General features: G+C 55.1%; 19 protein-coding genes. 12 read left to right on the top strand and 7 right to left on the bottom strand.

The genetic code is table 11. The features are described 5' to 3' along the window. Positions 1-13 precede the first annotated feature (13 nt). Both ACQ0PY_RS11735 and hdeB read right to left on the bottom strand, forming a co-directional pair. Positions 14-1,945, bottom strand: coding sequence for a methyl-accepting chemotaxis protein (locus tag ACQ0PY_RS11735; RefSeq protein WP_044267627.1), 1,932 nt, complete (start codon positions 1,943-1,945; stop codon positions 14-16). Between the two features lie 157 nt (positions 1,946-2,102). Continuing rightward, positions 2,103-2,432: an acid-activated periplasmic chaperone HdeB gene (gene hdeB / locus ACQ0PY_RS11740; protein ID WP_043000705.1), complete on the bottom strand. Its 330-nt coding sequence runs from the start codon at positions 2,430-2,432 to the stop codon at positions 2,103-2,105. A 402-nt stretch (positions 2,433-2,834) separates the two neighbouring features. Between hdeB and ACQ0PY_RS11745 the strand changes: the two genes are divergently transcribed. The 7 genes from ACQ0PY_RS11745 to ACQ0PY_RS11775 are packed head-to-tail and all read left to right on the top strand — an operon-like array spanning position 2,835 to position 9,722. Next, positions 2,835-3,701 carry a MurR/RpiR family transcriptional regulator gene (locus tag ACQ0PY_RS11745; RefSeq protein WP_044267623.1) on the top strand — a complete coding sequence of 289 codons (867 nt, stop codon included), beginning with the start codon at positions 2,835-2,837 and terminating at the stop codon, positions 3,699-3,701. 14 nt (positions 3,702-3,715) lie between these two features. After that, the gene (gene ddpX, locus ACQ0PY_RS11750) at positions 3,716-4,303 is read left to right on the top strand and encodes a D-alanyl-D-alanine dipeptidase (RefSeq protein WP_044267621.1); all 588 of its coding nucleotides are present in this window, start codon (positions 3,716-3,718) and stop codon (positions 4,301-4,303) included. A 15-nt stretch (positions 4,304-4,318) separates the two neighbouring features. After that, on the top strand, positions 4,319-5,869 hold the full coding sequence (locus ACQ0PY_RS11755; protein WP_109740238.1) for an ABC transporter substrate-binding protein: 1,551 nt from the start codon (positions 4,319-4,321) through the stop codon (positions 5,867-5,869). A gap of 44 nt (positions 5,870-5,913) precedes the next feature. Further along, positions 5,914-6,936 (top strand): ABC transporter permease, encoded by a 1,023-nt coding sequence (locus ACQ0PY_RS11760; RefSeq protein ID WP_044257946.1) that lies wholly within the window; start codon positions 5,914-5,916, stop codon positions 6,934-6,936. Next, positions 6,933-7,820: a D,D-dipeptide ABC transporter permease gene (gene ddpC / locus ACQ0PY_RS11765; protein WP_044267615.1), complete on the top strand. Its 888-nt coding sequence runs from the start codon at positions 6,933-6,935 to the stop codon at positions 7,818-7,820. The genes ACQ0PY_RS11760 and ddpC overlap by 4 nt, the downstream gene beginning before the upstream one ends. Beyond that, complete coding sequence (locus ACQ0PY_RS11770) at positions 7,820-8,806, top strand: ABC transporter ATP-binding protein (RefSeq protein ID WP_044257945.1); 987 nt, start codon at positions 7,820-7,822, stop codon at positions 8,804-8,806. The genes ddpC and ACQ0PY_RS11770 overlap by 1 nt, the downstream gene beginning before the upstream one ends. Then, positions 8,799-9,722 (top strand): oligopeptide/dipeptide ABC transporter ATP-binding protein, encoded by a 924-nt coding sequence (locus ACQ0PY_RS11775; protein ID WP_043000698.1) that lies wholly within the window; start codon positions 8,799-8,801, stop codon positions 9,720-9,722. Before ACQ0PY_RS11770 ends, ACQ0PY_RS11775 begins: the two co-directional genes overlap by 8 nt. Before the next feature lie 75 nt (positions 9,723-9,797). Here the strand turns inward: ACQ0PY_RS11775 and osmC are convergent, their stop codons facing one another. After that, positions 9,798-10,229 carry a peroxiredoxin OsmC gene (osmC, locus tag ACQ0PY_RS11780; protein WP_043000697.1) on the bottom strand — a complete coding sequence of 144 codons (432 nt, stop codon included), beginning with the start codon at positions 10,227-10,229 and terminating at the stop codon, positions 9,798-9,800. Between the two features lie 227 nt (positions 10,230-10,456). On the opposite strand from osmC, the gene sra reads away from it, so the two are divergent. The 5 genes from sra (at position 10,457) to ACQ0PY_RS11805 (ending at position 15,235) form a co-directional block, all read left to right on the top strand. Continuing rightward, positions 10,457-10,600 (top strand): stationary-phase-induced ribosome-associated protein, encoded by a 144-nt coding sequence (gene sra, locus ACQ0PY_RS11785; RefSeq protein WP_042319017.1) that lies wholly within the window; start codon positions 10,457-10,459, stop codon positions 10,598-10,600. Positions 10,601-10,771: 171 nt separating this feature from the next. After that, positions 10,772-12,469 (top strand): malate dehydrogenase, encoded by a 1,698-nt coding sequence (gene maeA, locus ACQ0PY_RS11790; RefSeq protein ID WP_044257943.1) that lies wholly within the window; start codon positions 10,772-10,774, stop codon positions 12,467-12,469. A 308-nt stretch (positions 12,470-12,777) separates the two neighbouring features. Beyond that, the gene (locus ACQ0PY_RS11795) at positions 12,778-14,493 is read left to right on the top strand and encodes an ABC-F family ATP-binding cassette domain-containing protein (protein ID WP_109740239.1); all 1,716 of its coding nucleotides are present in this window, start codon (positions 12,778-12,780) and stop codon (positions 14,491-14,493) included. Positions 14,494-14,672: 179 nt separating this feature from the next. After that, entirely contained in the window at positions 14,673-14,951 is a 279-nt protein-coding gene (locus ACQ0PY_RS11800) for a type II toxin-antitoxin system RelE/ParE family toxin (protein ID WP_044267611.1), read from the top strand. Further along, positions 14,951-15,235 carry a HigA family addiction module antitoxin gene (locus ACQ0PY_RS11805; protein ID WP_043000693.1) on the top strand — a complete coding sequence of 95 codons (285 nt, stop codon included), beginning with the start codon at positions 14,951-14,953 and terminating at the stop codon, positions 15,233-15,235. Before ACQ0PY_RS11800 ends, ACQ0PY_RS11805 begins: the two co-directional genes overlap by 1 nt. 44 nt (positions 15,236-15,279) lie before the next feature. Here ACQ0PY_RS11805 and ACQ0PY_RS11810 read toward each other — a convergent pair whose 3' ends face one another. The 4 genes from ACQ0PY_RS11810 to fdnG all read right to left on the bottom strand — a co-directional run bounded on the left by ACQ0PY_RS11810 (position 15,280) and on the right by fdnG (position 20,603). After that, positions 15,280-15,882: an inorganic diphosphatase gene (locus ACQ0PY_RS11810; protein ID WP_109740240.1), complete on the bottom strand. Its 603-nt coding sequence runs from the start codon at positions 15,880-15,882 to the stop codon at positions 15,280-15,282. A 126-nt stretch (positions 15,883-16,008) separates the two neighbouring features. After that, positions 16,009-16,665 carry a formate dehydrogenase-N subunit gamma gene (fdnI, locus tag ACQ0PY_RS11815; protein ID WP_043000691.1) on the bottom strand — a complete coding sequence of 219 codons (657 nt, stop codon included), beginning with the start codon at positions 16,663-16,665 and terminating at the stop codon, positions 16,009-16,011. After that, on the bottom strand, positions 16,658-17,542 hold the full coding sequence (gene fdxH / locus ACQ0PY_RS11820) for a formate dehydrogenase subunit beta (RefSeq protein WP_043000690.1): 885 nt from the start codon (positions 17,540-17,542) through the stop codon (positions 16,658-16,660). The genes fdnI and fdxH overlap by 8 nt, the downstream gene beginning before the upstream one ends. A gap of 13 nt (positions 17,543-17,555) precedes the next feature. Then, positions 17,556-20,603, bottom strand: coding sequence for a formate dehydrogenase-N subunit alpha (gene fdnG / locus ACQ0PY_RS11825; protein WP_109740241.1), 3,048 nt, complete (start codon positions 20,601-20,603; stop codon positions 17,556-17,558). Positions 20,604-20,711: the final 108 nt, after the last annotated feature.

Below are 20,711 nucleotides of genomic sequence, written 5' to 3' on the forward strand. Positions count from 1 at the left end.
GGGCTTCCTGGCGTTACGGCAATTTAAACGATGACACCTGTAAGGCCAGCTCTTCTGCTTCCGCCTTTAAGATCTGCGTCCGCGCCGCGGCATCATCAATCAACGACGCGTTCTGCTGGACCGTGCTGTCCATTTCCGTAACCGCGAGCGTCACTTCGGCTACGCCTTTACGCTGTTCTTCCCCTGCGACGCGAATTTCGCCCATTAACTGACGCACCTGACGAACATGCCCCACCAGTTCCTGTAGACGATCGCCGGCATGATGAATTTGCTCGCTACTGTCATTGACGTGCGACACCGACTCATCGATGAGCGCTTTGATTTCCTGAGCAGCGGTCGCGCTACGCTGCGCCAGCGTTCTCACTTCAGACGCCACCACCGCAAATCCACGTCCGGCATCCCCGGCGCGAGCCGCTTCCACAGCAGCATTGAGCGCCAGGATGTTGGTCTGGAAGGCAATGCTGTCAATTACCGAGACAATCTCAACCATGCGGCCCGAAGAGGCGCTGACGTTATCCATGGTTGAAATCACCCCATGCATAACATCACCGCAGCGGTTGGCCGTTTGCGCTGTACTTTCTGACAGTTCATCCGCCAGTTGAGTATTACCCGCATTCTGATGAACGGTCGCATTAAGCTGTTCCATCGCAGCCGCACTCTCTTCCAGCGCAGCTGCCTGCTGGGTAACGCGTGTTGACAGCTCAGTATTACTGTCGGCAAGGCTAACGGCGTTATTCGCCACCACTTCACTGCTGCTACGCACCGTAAGCAAAATGGCGGCAATTTTGTCCACGAAGAGGTTAAACGCCTCCGCAATCGCTGAAATTTCGTCCTTGCCCTTCACTTCTAAGCGCCGGGTCAGATCGCCGTCTCCCTGCGCGATATCGTCCAGTGCCTGCCGCGTGTCGTCCAGACGGGCAATCAACCGGCGAACCACCAGCCAGGAGCCCACCAGCAGCAACGTCATGACCGGGATCAGCACTTCAAGAACATCGCGCATCATGACTTTTGCCAGCCCGACGATGCGTTCTTGCGGTGTTACCAGTCCCACCACCCAACCGGTATCGGCCATCGGGAACAACATCACGCGTGATGGTGCGTTCAGAATGCCATCATTTTCCAGCGCCACGGAGGTGACATCGGTGGTTTCAGTGCGCAGTTTCTGCAAACGTTGAGCGACAGGACTCAGCCAGCCTGATGCCTTCACCAGATCGCCGACGGTCTTGTAGTGATCCCGATCGTTTTGTGGGAAATAGAGAATTTGCCCCTGTTTGTCGACCACAAAGGCGTATCCTCCGGTGCGTCCACCCTGCTGCTGCATAAAGCTGGCGACGTTATCGAGTCGAATATCGGTGGTTGCCACACCGGCGAATTTACCCGCCAGTTGATAGGGAATGCTGCAGGTCACCATGTTGATTCCGGAAATGGCATCCTGATAAACATCAGACCAGACACAGTTTTCTTGCGAATGGCCCTTCGCGCCCTGATACCAGCTTTCGTTGTGGTAGCCATTGCCACCTGCTGCGTTGTATTCGTCGGAATACAGCAGCTTATCGTCAGCACCGCGCGCCCAGAAAAAGCTGCGCCGTGCAACACCAGGCGTAAACGCGTCCGGCTCAGGCCAGATCCCGCCCCCGGTGATGATCGAATTATTTTGTTCGCCGAGAATATGCGGCACGACAGCGCGGTACAGCGCTTCATCATTTGGCAGGACTTCAGCCAGTCGCGACAAACTGACGGTTTCTCCCTCAATACGTGACAGGACGCTGCTGAGTTGACGCGTCAGGCCATGCCCGGTCTCCTCGATCAGTGCCGTATTGACTTCAACGACGCGGGGTTGCCCGCGCCAAAGCATAATGACAACAATCACTAACGTCGTTACGGCAAGTAACGCGATCCCCCCGAGTGTCAAACGAGTCGAAATACGTGACGGATACCAGACCATATAAACATCCTTTTATTTTCAGGGTAATTTATATTCAGTATCGGCACGTATTTTTAGAGCTTTATACAGAATTCCGTATTGACTTAAATTAATAATGTGACATTGTCACAAATAGCAAAACCCAGCACTCTGGCTGGGTTTAAATACATGCTTAATCTTATTTACTTAATTCTTTTTTGATTTCGTCTTTAATTTTAGTCAGTTCGCTCTGCGGATGTTTTTTACAGATTTCAACGGTCAGAGGAACCGCCGTTGTTACTGTTTCATCGAAAGTAACGTAGTCGCCGCCTTTAAAGTCTTCATCTTCGTTTAATACCCAGAAGGCAACCGGCGCCATTGTCTGCGGGTTCAGGTCAATGAACTCCTGGCAGCTCATGTTTTTAGGAGTGACGTCGGTTTTCGCGTCAGTGGTTGCTGCATTGACGCTGACACTGGTTAACAGCGCTGCCACTAAAATACCTGCTGTAGAAAGGGAAAATTTGTTCATTATGATGGCTCCGTTAATGATATAAATAACCTCTACATGAGCGCTTTAAACCGTTAATGTAGAACGAAAAGAATAATACCCTTCCCCTCACAGAAATAAATACACCCACACTGGTTATGGCTGTTATTGATATTTCCCGGTACCGATCCTGATGTTTGCCGTTTATTTCGTCGCGAGAGTGTGATCGCGCCTGCGTATCCGGCAGATAACCGCCCTTTCACCTTACCGTTGCACCAAAACTGCACTAGGCTGCACAAATGTTGATCATAAGTTAACCAATACGGCATTAATTTAACAATTAACGCCCGTCGCGGCGGCGTTTTTGAACATGGCACGCGTCCTGCATTGTTAATGAACTAACAGTCAGTGGACATTTGACAGCCTGGTAACAGCGAGACGGTGATGACAGCAAAACCTGAGTTACTGAACCGAATTGAACAGACCTTCAGCCTGCATACGCCGAGTGAAAAGCGGGTTGCCAGTTGGCTGTTGACCCACGTGGCGCAAATCCCGTTTGAAACCGCCGACAGCATTGGCAAAGCGACGGGCACCAGCGGGATTACCGTTGGGCGCTATCTGCGCAAAATCGGCTATCGCAATCTGGAAGATGCTAAAGCCAGCCTGCGTGAACTGCCTTCTGTCCCCTATCAGCCCTGGGGAATGAACGAACGTCTGGACTCCTGGCAACAACAGCAACAGTTGCCGGACCGCGCGCGGCAGTCGCTATCGCTGGAGATTGACGCGATCGCCCATGTTTATCAACTGGCGCAAGGGGACGCTTTCCAGCGTATTACCCGACAACTGGCGCAGGCGGAAGCGGTGTATGTCCTGGGGATCCAGTCGACGCGGGGGATCGCCAATGCCTTCTTCAGTCATCTCGAATATCTGCGTCCTCGGGTGAACTACTCCGAAGGGCTCTCCGGCAGTTGGGTGGAATCCCTCAACTCCGGATTTGAGAAACCGTATGTGGTGCTGACCGATACCCGCGCTTACTCCGCCATCGCCCGGCAGTACTGTCGCGTCGCCAGCGAGCGGCACATTCCGCTGGCGCTGATCACCGATGTCTGGTGTCCCTGGGCGCGGGATTACCCCATTGATTTACTGCAGGTGAAAACGGACACCGGACATTTCTGGGATTCGCTGGCGCCGGTGAGCTGCCTGTTCAACCTGCTGCTTTCCGGCGTGGCGGAACAACTGGGCGATTCACTTACCGGGCGGCTACAGACCAACCGCCAGTTACAACAAGAATTTGGTCAATTCGAACAATAAACAGGAAACGTGCTATGTCTGAAACTCCGCAACTGGTCGATCTGTCGGTGATTTTTCCGACGCTGGATATCGACCTCAAATATGCGACCGCCGATAACCTGACCGGCGCGCCGATTTATCGCGAATCGCGCTGCCTGCTGCACCAGGATGCGGTCACCGCGCTGGCGAAAAGCATCAGCATTGCGCAACTGGCGGGCCTTTCTCTGGTGGTGTATGACGCCTATCGTCCGCAACAGGCACAGTCAATCCTGTGGGATGCCTGCCCCGATCCGCAGTACGTGGTCGATGTAGCCATCGGCTCGAACCACAGTCGCGGAACGGCCATCGACGTCACGCTGAAAGACGCCAATGGCAAGATCCTCGATATGGGCGCGGGTTTTGATGAAATGCACGACCGTTCACATGCATATCACCCTTCTGTTCCTGCCGCTGCACAGCGTAACCGGTTGTTACTCAACGCCATTATGTTTGGCGGTGGCTTTGTCGGCATCAGCAGCGAGTGGTGGCATTTTGAGTTACCCGCCGCGAGTCGCTATCCGCTGCTGGAAGACTGTATTGCCTGTTTTCCCGTTACAACCACAACAACACACACCTCTTTTTGATTCCGGAGCGTCGTCATGAAAGTAACTTCGTTGTTTCGTCCCGCGTTGATTGCCGTTTCCCTGGCGATGGCCCTGCCTGCGGTCCAGGCTGCCGTCCCGAAAGACATGCTGGTGATCGGTAAAGCCGCTGATCCGCAAACCCTTGATCCGGCGGTGACTATCGATAATAACGACTGGACGGTGACCTACCCGTCCTATCAGCGTCTGGTGAAGTACAAAACCGAAGGCGATAAAGGCTCAACCGAGGTGGAGGGTGACCTGGCAAGCGGCTGGAAAGCCTCTGAAGACCAGAAAGAGTGGACTTTTACGCTTAACGATCAGGCCAAATTTGCCGATGGTTCCCCCGTCACCGCTGAGGCGGTGAAACAGTCCTTCGAACGCCTGCTGAAAATCAGCCAGGGTCCGGCAGAAGCCTTTCCTAAAGATCTCAAGATAGACGCGGTCGATGCACACACGGTGAAATTTACCCTCAGTCAACCGTTCGCCCCGTTCCTTTACACGCTGGCCAATGACGGCGCGTCCATCATCAACCCCGCGGTGCTGAAAACGCATGCCGCAGATGACGCCCGTGGTTTTCTGGCGCAAAACACCGCAGGTTCCGGGCCGTTTATGCTGAAAAGCTGGCAGAAAGGCCAACAGCTGGTGCTGGTCCCGAACCCGCATTACGCCGGTCCAAAACCGAACTTTAAACGCGTATCGGTGAAAATTATCGGCGAGAGCGCGTCGCGTCGTCTGCAACTGTCGCGCGGCGATATCGACATCGCGGATGCCCTGCCGGTGGATCAGCTCAACGCGTTAAAACAGGAAGGCAACGTCGCCGTAGCTGACTATCCGTCACTGCGCGTGACCTATCTCTATCTGAACAACAGCAAAGCACCGCTGAATCAGGCGGATCTGCGCCGGGCGATTTCCTGGTCCACCGACTATCAGGGAATGGTGAAAGGGATCCTCAGCGGCAACGGCAAGCAGATGCGCGGGCCGATCCCGGAAGGCATGTGGGGTTACGACGCCTCTGCGTTGCAATACAACTTTGATGAAGCCAAAGCGAAAGCGGAATGGGAAAAAGTTGCCAGCAAACCCACCAGCCTGAGCTTCCTCTATTCCGACAACGATCCGAACTGGGAGCCGATCGCCCTTGCCACTCAGGCCAGCCTCAGCAAACTGGGAATTACCGTCAAGCTGGAGAAACTGGCGAACGCCACTATGCGTGACCGTGTAGGCAAAGGTGATTATGACATCGCCATCGGCAACTGGAGCCCGGATTTCGCTGACCCCTATATGTTCATGAACTACTGGTTCGAGTCTGACAAGAAAGGACTACCCGGTAACCGCTCGTTCTATGAAAACGCCGATGTCGACAAGCTGTTGCGCAGTGCGCTAAGCACCACCGACCAGGCCGCCAGAACCAAGGACTACCAGCAGGCGCAGAAAATCGTCATTGATGAAGCGGCCTACGTCTACCTGTTCCAGAAGAACTACCAGTTAGCGATGAACAAAGAGGTCAAAGGCTTCGTGTTCAACCCGATGCTCGAGCAGGTCTTTAATATCGGCACCATGAGCAAATAAGCCACGTTAATGCGGAGCCGTACAGGCTCCGCAAGGGGAAGCCAATGACTTTCTGGAGCATTTTGCGCCAGCGCTGCTGGGGACTTGTCCTTGTGGTGGCCGGCGTTTGCGTTATCACCTTTATTATTTCGCACCTGATCCCCGGCGATCCGGCGCGCCTGCTGGCGGGCGACCGGGCAAGCGACGAGATTGTCGAAAACATTCGCCAACAGCTTGGGCTGAATCAACCGCTGTATGTGCAGTTCGCGCGCTATGTGAGTGATATCTTCCAGGGGGACTTAGGCATTTCCATTCGCACCGGGCGTCCGGTGATGGAAGAACTTCGCGTCTTTTTCCCGGCAACGCTGGAACTGGCCTTTTGTTCACTGCTGCTGGCGCTGGTCATCGGTATTCCGTTGGGCATTCTTTCCGCCGTCTGGCGTAACCGCTGGCTGGATCACCTGGTACGTCTGATGGCAATCACCGGTATTTCGACGCCAGCCTTCTGGCTGGGGCTGGGCGTCATCGTGCTGTTTTACGGCCATCTGCAAATTTTGCCGGGTGGCGGACGACTGGATGACTGGCTGGATCCGCCAACGCATGTCACCGGGTTTTATCTGATCGATGCCCTGCTGGAAGGCAACGGTGAGGTCTTTTTTAATGCCTTACAGCATCTGATTTTACCGTCGTTGACGCTGGCGTTTGTTCACCTGGGAATTGTGGCGCGGCAAATCCGCTCCGCGATGCTGGAACAGCTCAGCGAAGATTATATCCGCACGGCGAAAGCCAGCGGTCTTCCCGGCTGGTACATCGTGCTGTGTTATGCGCTGCCCAACGCGTTGATCCCGTCAATTACCGTGCTTGGACTGGCGTTGGGCGATCTGTTGTATGGCGCGGTACTGACCGAAACCGTCTTTGCCTGGCCCGGAATGGGCGCCTGGGTGGTGACCTCTATTCAGGCGCTCGATTTCCCGGCTGTGATGGGCTTCGCCGTGGTGGTCTCTTTTGCCTATGTACTGGTCAATCTGGTGGTGGATCTGCTCTATCTGTGGGTGGACCCGCGCATTGGGCGTGGAGGTGCTGAATGATGTTAACCGAAGAGACGCCGGTACGCGTGACGCGTCGGCACATTGACTGGGCCAGACTGCTCTGGCTGATGAAAAGCAGTCCGCTGACGATGATTGGCGGTGTGATTATTGTCCTGATGCTGTTGTTGATGGTGCTGTCGCCGTGGATTACGCCTTACGATCCGAATGCAATCGATTTAAGTGCGCGGCTGCTGCCGCCAACGGCGGCGCACTGGTTCGGAACCGATGAGGTTGGACGCGACCTGTTCAGCCGCGTGCTGGTGGGCAGCCAGCAGTCGATTGTCGCCGGGCTGGTGGTGGTCGGGATTGCAGGCGGTATTGGCTCACTGCTCGGCTGCCTGTCCGGCGTCATGGGCGGTCGCGCTGACGCCATCATCATGCGGATGATGGATATTATGCTGTCGATCCCCTCGCTGGTGCTGACGATGGCGCTGGCCGCAGCGCTCGGGCCGAGCTTGTTTAACGCGATGCTGGCGATTGCCATTGTACGTATTCCCTTTTACGTGCGTCTGGCGCGGGGACAAACGCTGGTCGTGCGCCAGTTTACCTATGTTCAGGCCGCCCGCACGTATGGCGCTTCCCGCTGGCATTTGATTAGCTGGCACATCCTGCGTAACTCGTTGCCGCCGCTGATTGTGCAGGCATCGCTGGATATTGGCAGCGCCATTCTGATGGCGGCCACGCTGGGCTTTATCGGGCTTGGCGCTCAGCAACCGAGCGCCGAATGGGGCGCGATGGTCGCGATTGGCCGTAATTACGTTCTCGATCAGTGGTGGTATTGCGCTTTCCCTGGCGCCGCCATCCTGATCACGGCCGTCGGTTTTAACCTGTTCGGTGATGGGATCCGTGATTTATTGGATCCGAAAGCAGGAGGAAAACAGTAATGACTCAACCGGTGCTGGAAATAGACGATTTACACTTGAGTTTTCCGGGATACAAGGCCGACGTTCACGCCCTGAGCCATGTGTCGCTGCGCATTCAACGCGGCGAGATTGTTGGCGTGGTGGGTGAATCGGGTTCAGGGAAGTCAGTCACCGCAATGCTCACCATGCGCCTGCTGCCGGAAGGCAGCTACCGCATTCATCAGGGGCGCGTCTCGCTACTGGGCGAAGATGTGCTGAACGCCAGCGAGAAACAAATGCGTCAATGGCGCGGCGCGCGCGTGGCGATGATCTTCCAGGAGCCGATGACGGCCCTCAACCCGACGCGACGTATCGGCCAGCAGATGGTGGAAGTGATTCGCCATCATCAGACGGTGAGCCGTGCGCAGGCCAGGGAAAAGGCGATTACCCTGCTGGAGGAGATGCAGATCCCCGACGCCGCTGGCGTGATGACCCGCTTTCCGTTTGAGCTTTCAGGCGGCATGCGTCAGCGGGTAATGATCGCCCTTGCCTTCTCCTGCGAACCGGCGCTGATCATCGCTGATGAACCTACCACTGCGCTGGATGTCACCGTACAGTTGCAGGTGCTGCGCCTGCTGAAACACAAGGCCCGCGCCAGCGGTACGGCCGTGCTATTTATCAGTCATGACATGGCGGTGGTATCGCAACTGTGCGATCGGCTGTACGTGATGTATGCCGGCAGCGTGATTGAAAGTGGTCAGACCGATGCCGTGATCCACCATCCTACCCATCCCTATTCGATTGGCCTGCTGAAATGCGCGCCGGAGCAGGGAGAAGCACGCCAGCCGCTGCCGGCGATCCCTGGCACCGTACCGGATCTCACCCGTCTGCCGCGCGGCTGCGCGTTCCGGGATCGCTGCTTTGCCGCGGGCCCGCTTTGTGAAACGGTACCCGCTATGAGCCCACATGGCGCTGGCGACCAGCACTCGGCCTGCTGGTATCCTCATCTGGAGAATCCTCATGTCTGAAACGTTACTGGCTTTACACGATGTGCACGTCAATTTCCCGGCGAAGAAAAACTGGCTGGGACGGGTCACCGAACGCGTGCATGCGCTCAACGGCATGGATTTACAGATCCGCCGGGGCGAAACGCTGGGGATTGTCGGTGAATCCGGCTGTGGGAAAAGCACACTGGCGCAGTTGCTTATGGGAATGCTAAAGCCCAGCCAGGGGCAGTATCAACAGGATTCATCGTCGACCGAAATGCAGATGGTATTTCAGGACCCGCTCTCCTCACTGGATCCACGTCTGCCGGTGTGGCGAATTATCACCGAACCGGTGTGGATTCAAACACGCAGCAGTGAACGGGAGCGACGGGCGCTGGCGGCAACCTTAGCCAGCCAGGTCGGGATACGTCCGGAATATCTCGATCGTCTGCCGCACGCTTTCTCTGGCGGACAGCGCCAGCGTATCGCGATTGCCCGGGCACTGTCGTCAGAACCGGATGTGATCGTGCTGGATGAGCCGACCTCCGCGCTGGATATTTCCGTCCAGGCGCAGATCCTGAATCTGCTGGTTGCGTTGCAGGCCAGTCGCAATCTGACCTACATTCTTATCTCACATAATGTCTCGGTTGTACGCCATATGAGCGACCGGGTGGCAGTGATGTACCTCGGGCAAATCGTCGAACTCGGCGATACCGCGCAGGTGCTCTCCACCCCGGCACATCCTTATACCCGTCTGCTGCTGGATTCCGTGCCAAAAACCGGCGTGCCGTTGGCTGAAGAACGGGTAATTCGCAAAACGGAATTACCTGGCAACCGGGTACTGCCGACGGGCTGTTTTTTTCGCGACCGGTGCCCGTTGGCGACCCACGGCTGCGAAACTCGACAGGCGCTGCGCAGGCTTGATGCGGGAACTGACGTACGTTGTTGGCGTGCCTGATAATGCCCGGGAATCGTAGGCCGAATTCAACGTATTTATGCCCGGTCACCATCGCGCGACCGGGCAATACTGCCGTTACGACTTCAGTTGATAATCGAGGGTGATTTCAGCTTTCAGCACCTGCGACACCGGGCAGCCGGCTTTCGCTTTCTGAATAATACCGTCGAAGGTGGCGGCATCGATTCCCGGCACGTTCACTTCGCTGTGCAGCGCGATTTTGGTAATCGCAAAACCGGCATCAACTTTGTCCAGCGACACGTCAGCCGTGGTGTCGATAGCCTCCGGCGTAAAGCCCGCCTCACCAAGCATCAATGAAAGCGCCATAGAGAAACAGGCAGCATGCGCTGCGCCGATCAACTCTTCCGGATTGGTGCCTTTCGCCCCTTCAAAACGGGTATTGAAACCATAAGGCTGCTGGTTCAGCACGCCGCTTTCCGTCGAAACGGTGCCTTTTCCGCGTTTGATGTCGCCTTCCCAGTGTGCCTGACCTTTCTTATGGATTGTCATCGTTCGCTCCTTATTGTCGTCGGGATAACAAGTATAGGACGCTCACCCGATTTCGTGGCCGTTAGCAGAGACTTCTTAATTCCCTGCTTACACATTGACCTTTCCGATTAAATGTCCGACTATCAATCAGGTCGGTATCCATCGGTACCGTCGACCTTAAGGGTTATATTTCGTCCGCAGTCATATGGACTCATCCTTGAAACCAGTAACAGGATAAAGGAGTTAGAATGAAATCGAACCGTCAGGCCCGTCATATTCTTGGACTGGACCATAAAATCTCCAATCAGCGCAAAGTGGTGACTGAAGGTGATAAATCCAGCGTGGTGAACAACCCTACCGGCAGAAAACGCCACGCAGACAGCAAAAAGTAACCGCACAGTCCGAATATGACGATAAACACCATCGCAAACGCGATGGTGTTTTTGCTTACAAAAGCCTTAATTCATGCACGATGCTTTATACTCTGTGCCCGATGCCCTGGCGGAATGGCAACATATTATAAAAAGTGCCAGGGACGGATATTCAAAAAAAGAGTGAGTGACATGGAAACCAAAAGTAAAAAACTGCGTTCCCTTTATATTCCTTACGCTGGCCCTGTATTGCTGGAATTCCCCTTACTGAATAAAGGCAGTGCATTCAGCATGGAAGAGCGCCGTAACTTCAACCTGCTGGGGTTACTGCCGGAAGTGGTTGAGTCGATTGAAGAACAGGCAGAACGTGCCTGGATCCAGTATCAGGGATTCAAAACGGAAATCGACAAGCATATCTACCTGCGCAATATCCAGGATACCAACGAAACCCTGTTCTACCGACTGGTTAACAACCATCTCGATGAGATGATGCCAGTGATCTATACCCCAACGGTAGGTGCGGCCTGTGAACGTTTCTCCGAGATTTATCGTCGCGCGCGCGGCGTGTTCATCTCCTACCAGAACCGCCACAACATGGATGACATCCTGCAAAACGTCCCCAACCACAACATCAAAGTGATTGTGGTCACCGACGGTGAGCGAATTCTTGGTCTTGGCGATCAGGGGATCGGCGGGATGGGTATTCCCATCGGTAAGCTTTCGCTGTATACCGCCTGTGGCGGCATCAGCCCGGCCTACACCCTGCCCGTCGTGCTGGATGTGGGAACCAACAACCCGCAACTGCTCAACGATCCGTTATACATGGGCTGGCGCAATCCGCGCATCACCGACGACGAATACTATGCGTTTGTCGATGAATTCATTCAGGCCGTTAAGCATCGCTGGCCGGACGTTCTGCTGCAGTTTGAAGACTTCGCGCAGAAAAACGCCATGCCGCTGCTTAACCGCTATCGCGACGAAATCTGTTCGTTCAACGACGACATTCAGGGCACCGCCGCGGTGACCGTCGGTACGCTGATCGCCGCCAGCCGGGCGGCAGGCAGCCAGCTTAGCGAACAGAAAATTGTTTTCCTTGGCGCGGGTTCCGCTGGTTGCGGTATCGCCGAACAGATCATTGCTCAAATCCAGCGGGAAGGATTAAGTGAAGAAGCCGCGCGTGAGAGAGTCTTCATGGTGGATCGCTTTGGCCTGCTGACTGACCAGATGCCGAATCTGCTCTCCTTCCAGACCAAACTGGTGCAGAAGCGTGAAAATCTGCAGGCGTGGGACAGCGACAACGAAGTGCTGTCGCTGCTTGATGTGGTCCGTAACGTTAAGCCTGATATTCTGATTGGGGTTTCCGGGCAAACCGGTCTGTTCACCGAAGAAATCATCCGCGAAATGCACAAGCATTGCCCGCGTCCGATCGTGATGCCGCTGTCTAACCCCACCTCGCGTGTGGAAGCGACGCCGCAGGACATCATCGCCTGGACCGAAGGCAACGCGCTGGTCGCTACCGGTAGCCCGTTTATGCCGGTGGTCTGGAAAGACAAAGTCTATCCCATCGCCCAGTGTAACAATGCCTATATTTTCCCGGGGATTGGGCTGGGTGTGATTGCTTCCGGCGCCTCCCGCATTACCGATGAGATGCTGATGTCCGCCAGTGAAACGCTGGCCCAGTACTCGCCGCTGGTGCTTAACGGTGAAGGTCTGGTGTTGCCTGAACTGAAAGACATTCAGACCGTCTCGCGCGCCATTGCGTTTGCCGTCGGGAAGATGGCGCAGCAACAGGGTGTGGCGGTGAAAACCTCCGCTGAAGCGCTGTTGCAGGCTATCGAAGAGAACTTCTGGCAGGCGGAATATCGCGACTATCGTCGTACGTCTATCTGACGAACTGCCCGGTAGCACGCGCTGCCGGGCCTTCAGGCTTGCGCTGTCTCATCACTTGCGATTACACTTTCGCCATCGATTAACATTCGGATAAATAAAAGGAGGATACTTATGTTGTACTGTGAACGCTTCATCGCTTCACATGCTTTTGGCGATCGCCAGTGCTCAAGCGTTATCGGTATCGTGCTGCGATAACTTCTGCTTGAGCGAAGCTAACTTCTGAATTCCCCTTCTCTCGGGCTTACCGGGTTATCGTCAGCGATGTTTGACGAGGCGTTTTGACGCCTGTAACTCTTGAGTAAGCAACAATGAGCACATTACTAACCGCACAATCCCTGTACGTTGATACCGCGTTCGGCACGCTTTTCGACGATCTGACGTTTACCCTGAAAAAAGGCGATCGCATTGGGCTTATCGGCTACAACGGCTGCGGCAAAAGCACGCTGCTGAAAGTTCTCGACGGTTCGATTGTCCCGACTGGCGGCACCCTGGCGCTGGCGAACCACTGTCATCTTGCGCGTGTCGAACAGCACCTGCCCGACGAGATCCTGCCGCTGACGTTACAGGAAGCCGTTCTGGCACAACTTCCTGAACATGAACGGGCCAGCCAGCTCTGGCAGGTCGAGGCGTTACTCGCGCAAATGGGCTTCAGTGTCCAGGATCGGCAATTAACGGCACAAACCTTGAGTGGCGGTCAGCATACACGTTTACTGCTGGCCCGCGCGCTGATGCGCCAGCCTGATCTGCTGCTGCTTGACGAACCGGGAAACCACCTGGATTTACCGACGTTACTGTGGCTGGAGCAGTTTCTACAGAACTGGTCCGGCAGTTTTGTGGTCGTGTCTCACGATCCGCAACTGCTCGACGCGATCACAAACGGCACGTGGATCTTGCGCGATCGTACCCTACACGCCTTTGCATTGCCCTGTAGCGCGGCACGCCAGGCACTGCTTGAACGCGACGCCAGCGACGTGTTGCGCCATAAGGCGGAACAAAAAGAGATCGATCGCATCACCGCCAGTGCGAAACGACTGGCCACCTGGGGCCGGGTGTATGATAACGAAGATCTGTCGCGCAAAGCGAAGCAAATGGAAAAGCAGGTATTACGTCTGAAGGAGGTGCAAACGGATCTGACGGCAGGAAGTCAGTGGTCACTAACATTGCGCGGAGACGCGCTGCGGGCAGACCGTCTGCTGGAACTGTCTCAGTTGTCGGTCACGCCTGCCCCGGAGGCGCCGACGCTGTTTACCATTGCGGGCATCCGTTTGAAGAGCGGCGATCGGGTGGCGATTGTCGGGCGCAACGGTTGCGGTAAATCGTCGCTGTTAAAACTGATCTGGCAACATTATCAGACCGAACAGGAATCAGATTCGCTGCGCCTCCACCCTCGCGTGACGCTGGGCTACTACGATCAAACGCTGCATCAATTACCGGATGACGCGTCGCTGTTTGACGCCCTGGAACCGTTCGCCCCGCAGCCGGATATCCGTAAAATGGCGCTAATTAGCGCGGGATTCCCGTGGATACGCCACGCGCAATCGGTCAGTACGTTAAGCGGTGGCGAGCGCTCTCGTCTGCTGTTTGTCGGTCTGTCGCTGGCGCGCTATAGCCTGCTGATGCTGGATGAACCGACCAACCATCTGGATATGGAAGGTAAAGAGGCGCTGGCACAGACCCTGCAAACCTTTGAAGGCGGCGTGCTGCTGGTCAGTCACGATCGGCAACTCATCAGCCAGAGCTGTAATCGGTTTTGGTTTGTTGACGACGGCGAGCTCAGCGAATGGCACGATGTCGACGCCATCAATGCCCGTATCCGACAGTCCGCAACAGAACACTTACCAGCGGTGTTGGAGGATAATGCTTCACTGGTCGCGGAGCTGGTTGATGAGGAGCAACTGCTGGAAAAACTGCTCGTACTCGAACAGCGTCTGGCTGAGGATCTGGCGCGAAAACCGAGACACCAGAAACCGCAGTTGCAGGCTCAGTGGCGTAAAGAGATAGACGACATCACCGCGCGTCTTTAACCCTCAATGCCCGGCAACGTGAGGTTTGCCGGGCAATTTGCGTGGCGCTTTCCAGTATTCATCCCCTCTCCTTTTCTCTTTGTTCATTTCGCCACACAATCGCACACGCGATGGCGAAAATTGTTGCGCCGAACGGAACACAATGCTAATGTTCCTCATGAAGGAACGAGGTGAAAAGGATGATCATAAATTTCAGGCACAAGGGATTACGCGACCTGTTTCTTCACGGTAAAACGTCAGGCGTGCTGGCAAAGCACGTCAAACGTTTGCGACACCGCCTCGCCGTGATTGACGCCGCAGGCTGCGTGAACGATATCAACATGCCCGGTTATCGGCTGCATCCTCTGAGCGGCGATCGTGATGGCGTCTGGTCAATATCGGTTTCAGGCAACTGGCGTATGACGTTCGAATTCGTCAATGGCGATGCGTATATTCTGGATGACGAGGATTATCATTAATGAAAATGGCGAATCATCCCCGCCCAGGGGATATCATTCAGGAAGCGCTGGACGAACTGAACGTCAGTTTGCGTGAATTTGCCAGAGCAATGGAGATTGCGCCCTCAACCGCCAGCCGTTTACTCACGGGCAAAGCGGCACTCACCCCGGAAATGGCGATCAAACTCTCGGTGGTGATCGGCAGCTCCCCGGAAATGTGGCTAAATCTGCAAAATACCTGGAGTCTGGCACAAGCGCAAAAAAGCGTGGACGTGTCCCGCCTGCGCCGTCTGGCGGTGCAGTAATCGCGTTGACAGCCGGACGGGTAAACCCCGTCCGGCAAAATCGCTTATTGCTGTGGTTTTTTCGCTTTCCAGGCGTCCCATGCCTGTTTGATTTCCTGCTTTGCGGTCGCCGCGTCGTTAAAGCCGTTCAGCTCCACTTTCTTGCGTCCTTCCGGTAATTCTTTGTAGACGCGGAAGAACGATTCCAGGCGCTGAACTTCGATTTTCGGCAGGTCGGCCAGTTCCATGATATTGTCATACGTAGGATCAATTTTGCTGGCGGGAACCGCCACAATTTTGTCATCCTTCTCGCCGCCATCAATCATTTTCAGTACGCCAATCGCACGCAGTTTGATCAGCGTACCCGGAGCCATCGGCGCGCGGGTATAGAAAATCACATCCAGTGGATCGCCATCACCTGCCAGCGACTGGGTCAGCGAACCGTAGTTTGCCGGATAGGCCACCGGCATCGACTGAAAGCGGTCTGCAACGATAAAGCCGGTATTGGCGTCGGTTTCATATTTAATGATCCCGCCTGCCGGGATTTCCGTCACGGCGTAAAATTCTTCCGGATTGTTCTCCGGCTGTGGGAATTCGAGGATGTTCTGCGCCTGAACTGACGCGGAAAGAAGTACGCTCACAGCGAGCAATTTTTTGACCAGATGCATTGTTGGTTAACTCTTCGGTTATTAGTGAAGACAACACGTTACGTTTAGCTAATGACAGGATCATGACGTTTTTATGGCAAAAAAAAGGCGCTACCTGCGTAGCGCCTTCATCTGCTGAAAAAGGAATTAGTTTAGCCCTTCTTCACTCTCTTTTTTCGCTTCTGCTTTCTCGATATCACGGTACCAGCGCGGGTGGTGCTTCTTCGCCCAGCGGCGACTCACCTTCCCTTCAACCATCCCTTTAATCGATCCTTTCACCCAGAATGCCATGTACATATGAATGAGGATGGCGTGGATCAAAATGATCCCTGCCGCTGCGTGGATCAGCAGGCTGTAACGCACCACCTGCATCGGGAAATACTGCGCGAAATACGGACGCCAGATAATCACGCCGGTCACCAGCAGCACAAAAATCATGCTCATGATCGACCAGAACATCATCTTCTGCCCGGCATTATATTTGCCGACATCCGCCACTTTGTGTTCGTTGCCTTTCAGCACTTCGACAATGTTTTTCAGCCACGGTATGTCTTTCTTGTCCGGGATGTTGTGGTGAACGAAGCGGACAAACATGAACATCAGCGCGATAAAGATCGCCACGCCAAAGAACGGGTGCAAAATGCGTCCCATCTGCGGCGTACCGAAGGTTTGCGTCAGCCATTGCAGCGTCGGGAAGAAAAATGAAATCCCCGACAGCGCGACCAGGAAGAAGCAAATCACCACCGTCCAGTGACAGGCGCGATCGATGAACTTCGTGCGCACAATCATTTTCGATTTACTCATGATGGTCCTCCTCGTCATCGTCCACTTCTTTGTTCGGACCTATACCGATGTAGTGATAGATCAGCCCGGCAAAGGTGGCGATAAATCCGGCGGCCGCCAGTGGCTTCAGCGCCCCTTTCCACAGATTGATAGAGGTGTCGACTTTCGGCTCGTTCGGTAAACCGTGGTAGAGCTCCGGCTGATCCGCGTGATGCAGGACATACATCACATGCGTACCGCCAACGCCCTGCGGATTATAGACACCAGCATGTTCGTAGCCGCGCGCTTTTAGCTTCGCGACGCGCTGCTCGCCCATTTCCAGCATCTCTTGTTTGGTGCCGAAATGAATCGCCCCGGTCGGACAGGTTTTGACACAGGCCGGTTCCTGACCCACGCTGACGCGATCGACGCAGAGTGTACATTTATAGACGCGGTTGTCCTCTTTATTAAGGCGCGGAATATTAAACGGACACCCGGCGATGCAGTAGCCGCAGCCAATGCAGTGCTCGGACTGAAAATCGACAATCCCGTTGGCATACTGGATGATTGCACCCGCAGATGGGCAGGCCTTCAGGCAGCCCGGATCTTCACAGTGCATGCAGCCGTCTTTACGAATCAGCCATTCCAGTTTGCCGTTCTGTTCGGTTTCGCTAAAACGCATCACCGTCCAGGACTTGGCGCTGAGATCGGCGGGGTTGTCGTACACCCCGACACAATGTCCTACCTCGTCACGGATATCGTTCCACTCAGAGCAAGCCACCTGGCAGGCTTTGCAGCCCACACAGGAGGAGACGTCAATGAGCTTGGCGACCTCGGCTTTGTAATCACGCGCCTGCGGTGGCGGCGTAATCGTGTTTGTTGCGGACCGTTTGATGATGTCCTGCGTTTCCAAAGACATATGCTCGCCCCCCTTACGCCTTCTCGATGTTAACTAAAAACGCTTTGTACTCCGGCGTTTGCGAGTTTGAGTCACCGACGTTTGGCGTCAGGGTGTTGGCGATATAGCCTTTACGCGCCACCCCTTCAAAGCCCCAGTGCAGCGGGATCCCGACGGTTTCAACCTCCTGACCGTTGACGTGCAGCGTACGCAGACGACGTGTCACCACCGCAACCGCACGAATGAATCCGCGCTTGCTGCTTACCTTCACGTAGTCACCGTTGCCAATGCCTTTGGCGGCGGCCAGCGTTTCGCTGATCTCCACAAACTGTTCCGGCTGCGCGATAGCGTTCAACAGCGCGTGCTTGGTCCAGGTGTGGAAGTGTTCGGTCAGACGATAGGTCGTTCCGACATACGGGAACGCGTCCTTCTTCCCTAAGCGCAAGACGTCATCTTCATAGATGCGCACGACCGGGCTGGACACCACGTTCGGATGCAGCGGGTTAGTACCCAGCGGCGTTTCCATTGGTTCGTAGTGTTCAGGGAACGGGCCTTCCGCCAGTTTATCAAGGGCAAACAAGCGCCCCAATCCTTCGGGCTGCATGATAAACGGGCCGGTTGCGCTGCCCGGAGGCGCGGTGTTGAAGTCCGGGATATCGTTACCCGTCCATTTCGCACCGTCCCACTGGATCAGCATGCGTTTCGCATCCCACGGCTTACCGTTGATATCCGCTGAGGCACGGTTATAGAGCACGCGACGGTTCAGCGGCCATGCCCATGCCCAACCCAACGTGTTGCCCAGCCCTGATGGGTCGGCATTATCGCGGTTGGCCATCTGGTTGCCCTTCTCCGTCCAGCTACCGGTGTAGATCCAGCAGGAAGACGAGGTCGTACCATCATCACGCAGTTGCGCGAAGCTGGTGAGCAGTTGCCCTTTCTTCGCAATCAGCACGCCGTTGGCGTCATAGAGATCGGCTAACGCGTAGCCGTTGTTCTCTTTCGCCACTTCTTCTGACTCTGGGTGATCCGGCTGTTTGTAGTCCCAGCGCATTTTCAGCAGCGGTTCCACACCTTTACCACCTTCTGTGCGATACATTTCGCGCAGACGATGGAAAAGCCCGGCCAGAATTTCACCGTCGTTACGCGCTTCACCCGGTGCATCCTGACCTTTCCAGTGCCACTGTAGCCAACGCCCGGAGTTGGCAATGGAGCCATCTTCTTCAGCAAAACAGGTGGATGGCAGGCGGAACACTTCCGTCTGAATGGACGCCGGATCGACATCGTTCGACTCGCCGTGGTTCTGCCAGAAGGTTGAGGTTTCAGTCACCAGCGGATCGATCACCACCATGTACTTCAGCTTGCTCAGGCTGCGAACCACTTTGTTTTTGTCCGGGAAGGACGCAACCGGGTTGAAGCCCTGACAGATGTAGCCGGTGACTTTCCCGCTATCCATCATGTTGAAGTATTTTATGACGTCGTAGGCCTGATCCCATTTCGGCAACCAGTTAAAGCCCCAGTCATTCTCTTTCTGCGCATCATCGCCGTAGAACGCTTTCATCAGGCTGACGGCAAACTTCGGATAGTTGCTCCAGTAGTTCACCTGATCCGCCAGCGTGGCTTTCGGCGTGTTGGCGTTCAGCCAGGTCTGCCAGTCGCTCTGCTTTTCCGACGGCAGCGTCAGATAACCAGGCAGACTGGTGGAAAGCAGTCCGAGGTCAGTCAGCCCCTGAATATTCGAGTGACCACGCAGGGCGTTCACGCCGCCGCCGGCCATCCCCATGTTGCCGAGCAACAGCTGGATCATCGCCATCGTGCGGATGTTCTGCGCCCCGACCGTATGTTGGGTCCAGCCCAGCGCATACAGGAACGTGGTTGTACGATCCGCCGCACTGGTGGAGGCCAGCACGTCACACACTTTCAGGAAGTCAGCCTTCGGCGTCCCGCAAATGTTCTCGACGACGTCCGGCGTATAGCGGGAAACGTGCTGTTTCAGCAAATTCCATACACAGCGCGGATGCGACAGAGTGTCATCGCGTTTGGCATAGCCGTTTTCATCGAACTGGTAGTTCCAGGACGACTTATCGTACTGCCGTTTTTTCGCGTCATAACCGCTGAATAAACCGTCATCAAAGGTAAAATCATCCCGTACCAGCAGGCTGGCGTTGGTGTAATGCCTGACATATTCGGCGTTAATTTTGTTATTTTCAATCAGATACCGCAGCACACCGGACAGGAACGTAATGTCCGTGCCGGAGCGAATCGGCGCATAAATATCCGCAACCGAGGCGGTACGGGTAAAACGGGGATCGACAACAATCAGCGTGGCGTCATTGTTGTTCTTCGCTTCCATCGCCCAGCGGAAACCCACTGGATGGGCTTCAGCGGCGTTACCGCCCATCACCATCACGACGTTGGCGTTTTTGATATCAACCCAGTGGTTGGTCATCGCACCGCGACCAAATGTTGGAGCAAGACTTGCTACCGTTGGTCCGTGTCAGACGCGCGCCTGGTTGTCTACTGCCAGCATGCCGAGTGAGCGCACAAATTTTTGCGTCAGCATGCCGGTTTCATTACTGGCGGCGGAGGCGCAGAGCATCCCCGTGGAAAGCCAGCGGTTTACCGTTACGCCCTGTTCATTTTTCTCGATAAAGTTGGCGTCGCGGTCGGCTTTCATCAGTTTTGCAATGCGGGTCAGTGCTTCATCCCAGCTAATGCGTTGCCATTTGTCGGAGCCGGGTGCACGGTATTCCGGGTAGCGCAGACGGTTTTCGCTATGAATGTAATCCAGCAGACCGGCGCCCTTCGGACACAATGCGCCACGGCTGACCGGATGATCCGGATCACCTTCAATATGATAAAGCGCTTCTTTGGCGTTTTTTGCTCCATCTCCCAGGCTATACATTAATAGCCCGCAACCTACGGAACAGTATGTGCAGGTGTTTCGGATCTCTTTCGCGCGCAACAGTTTATAATTTCGCGATTGAGCCAGTGCCATTTTGGGCGTAAATCCCAGCGCAGCAACCGTTGTTCCAGCCATACCGCCCGCGCAGATTTTAAAAAACTTTCTGCGGCTGACGTTCATTGCTTTCCCTCTTTTTCCAGAGTTGTCATGTCGCCGAGGAAACTAACAGCAATACCCATATTTTTTTTGAGTCAAATCAATAACGAAACGGTTCCGCTACTAAATAGC

This window comes from Citrobacter sp. LST-B2, from assembly GCF_057983045.1.

Excerpts from the sequence above, each read along its gene's own strand:
- ACQ0PY_RS11735 (WP_044267627.1), bottom strand. The coding sequence starts at position 1,945 with ATGGTCTGGTATCCGTCACGTATTTCGACTCGTTTGACACTCGGGGGG.
- hdeB (WP_043000705.1), bottom strand. The coding sequence starts at position 2,432 with ATGAACAAATTTTCCCTTTCTACAGCAGGTATTTTAGTGGCAGCGCTG.
- ACQ0PY_RS11745 (WP_044267623.1), top strand. The coding sequence starts at position 2,835 with ATGACAGCAAAACCTGAGTTACTGAACCGAATTGAACAGACCTTCAGC.
- ddpX (WP_044267621.1), top strand. The coding sequence starts at position 3,716 with ATGTCTGAAACTCCGCAACTGGTCGATCTGTCGGTGATTTTTCCGACG.
- ACQ0PY_RS11755 (WP_109740238.1), top strand. The coding sequence starts at position 4,319 with ATGAAAGTAACTTCGTTGTTTCGTCCCGCGTTGATTGCCGTTTCCCTG.
- ACQ0PY_RS11760 (WP_044257946.1), top strand. The coding sequence starts at position 5,914 with ATGACTTTCTGGAGCATTTTGCGCCAGCGCTGCTGGGGACTTGTCCTT.
- ddpC (WP_044267615.1), top strand. The coding sequence starts at position 6,933 with ATGATGTTAACCGAAGAGACGCCGGTACGCGTGACGCGTCGGCACATT.
- ACQ0PY_RS11770 (WP_044257945.1), top strand. The coding sequence starts at position 7,820 with ATGACTCAACCGGTGCTGGAAATAGACGATTTACACTTGAGTTTTCCG.
- ACQ0PY_RS11775 (WP_043000698.1), top strand. The coding sequence starts at position 8,799 with ATGTCTGAAACGTTACTGGCTTTACACGATGTGCACGTCAATTTCCCG.
- osmC (WP_043000697.1), bottom strand. The coding sequence starts at position 10,229 with ATGACAATCCATAAGAAAGGTCAGGCACACTGGGAAGGCGACATCAAA.
- sra (WP_042319017.1), top strand. The coding sequence starts at position 10,457 with ATGAAATCGAACCGTCAGGCCCGTCATATTCTTGGACTGGACCATAAA.
- maeA (WP_044257943.1), top strand. The coding sequence starts at position 10,772 with ATGGAAACCAAAAGTAAAAAACTGCGTTCCCTTTATATTCCTTACGCT.
- ACQ0PY_RS11795 (WP_109740239.1), top strand. The coding sequence starts at position 12,778 with ATGAGCACATTACTAACCGCACAATCCCTGTACGTTGATACCGCGTTC.
- ACQ0PY_RS11800 (WP_044267611.1), top strand. The coding sequence starts at position 14,673 with ATGATCATAAATTTCAGGCACAAGGGATTACGCGACCTGTTTCTTCAC.
- ACQ0PY_RS11805 (WP_043000693.1), top strand. The coding sequence starts at position 14,951 with ATGAAAATGGCGAATCATCCCCGCCCAGGGGATATCATTCAGGAAGCG.
- ACQ0PY_RS11810 (WP_109740240.1), bottom strand. The coding sequence starts at position 15,882 with ATGCATCTGGTCAAAAAATTGCTCGCTGTGAGCGTACTTCTTTCCGCG.
- fdnI (WP_043000691.1), bottom strand. The coding sequence starts at position 16,665 with ATGAGTAAATCGAAAATGATTGTGCGCACGAAGTTCATCGATCGCGCC.
- fdxH (WP_043000690.1), bottom strand. The coding sequence starts at position 17,542 with ATGTCTTTGGAAACGCAGGACATCATCAAACGGTCCGCAACAAACACG.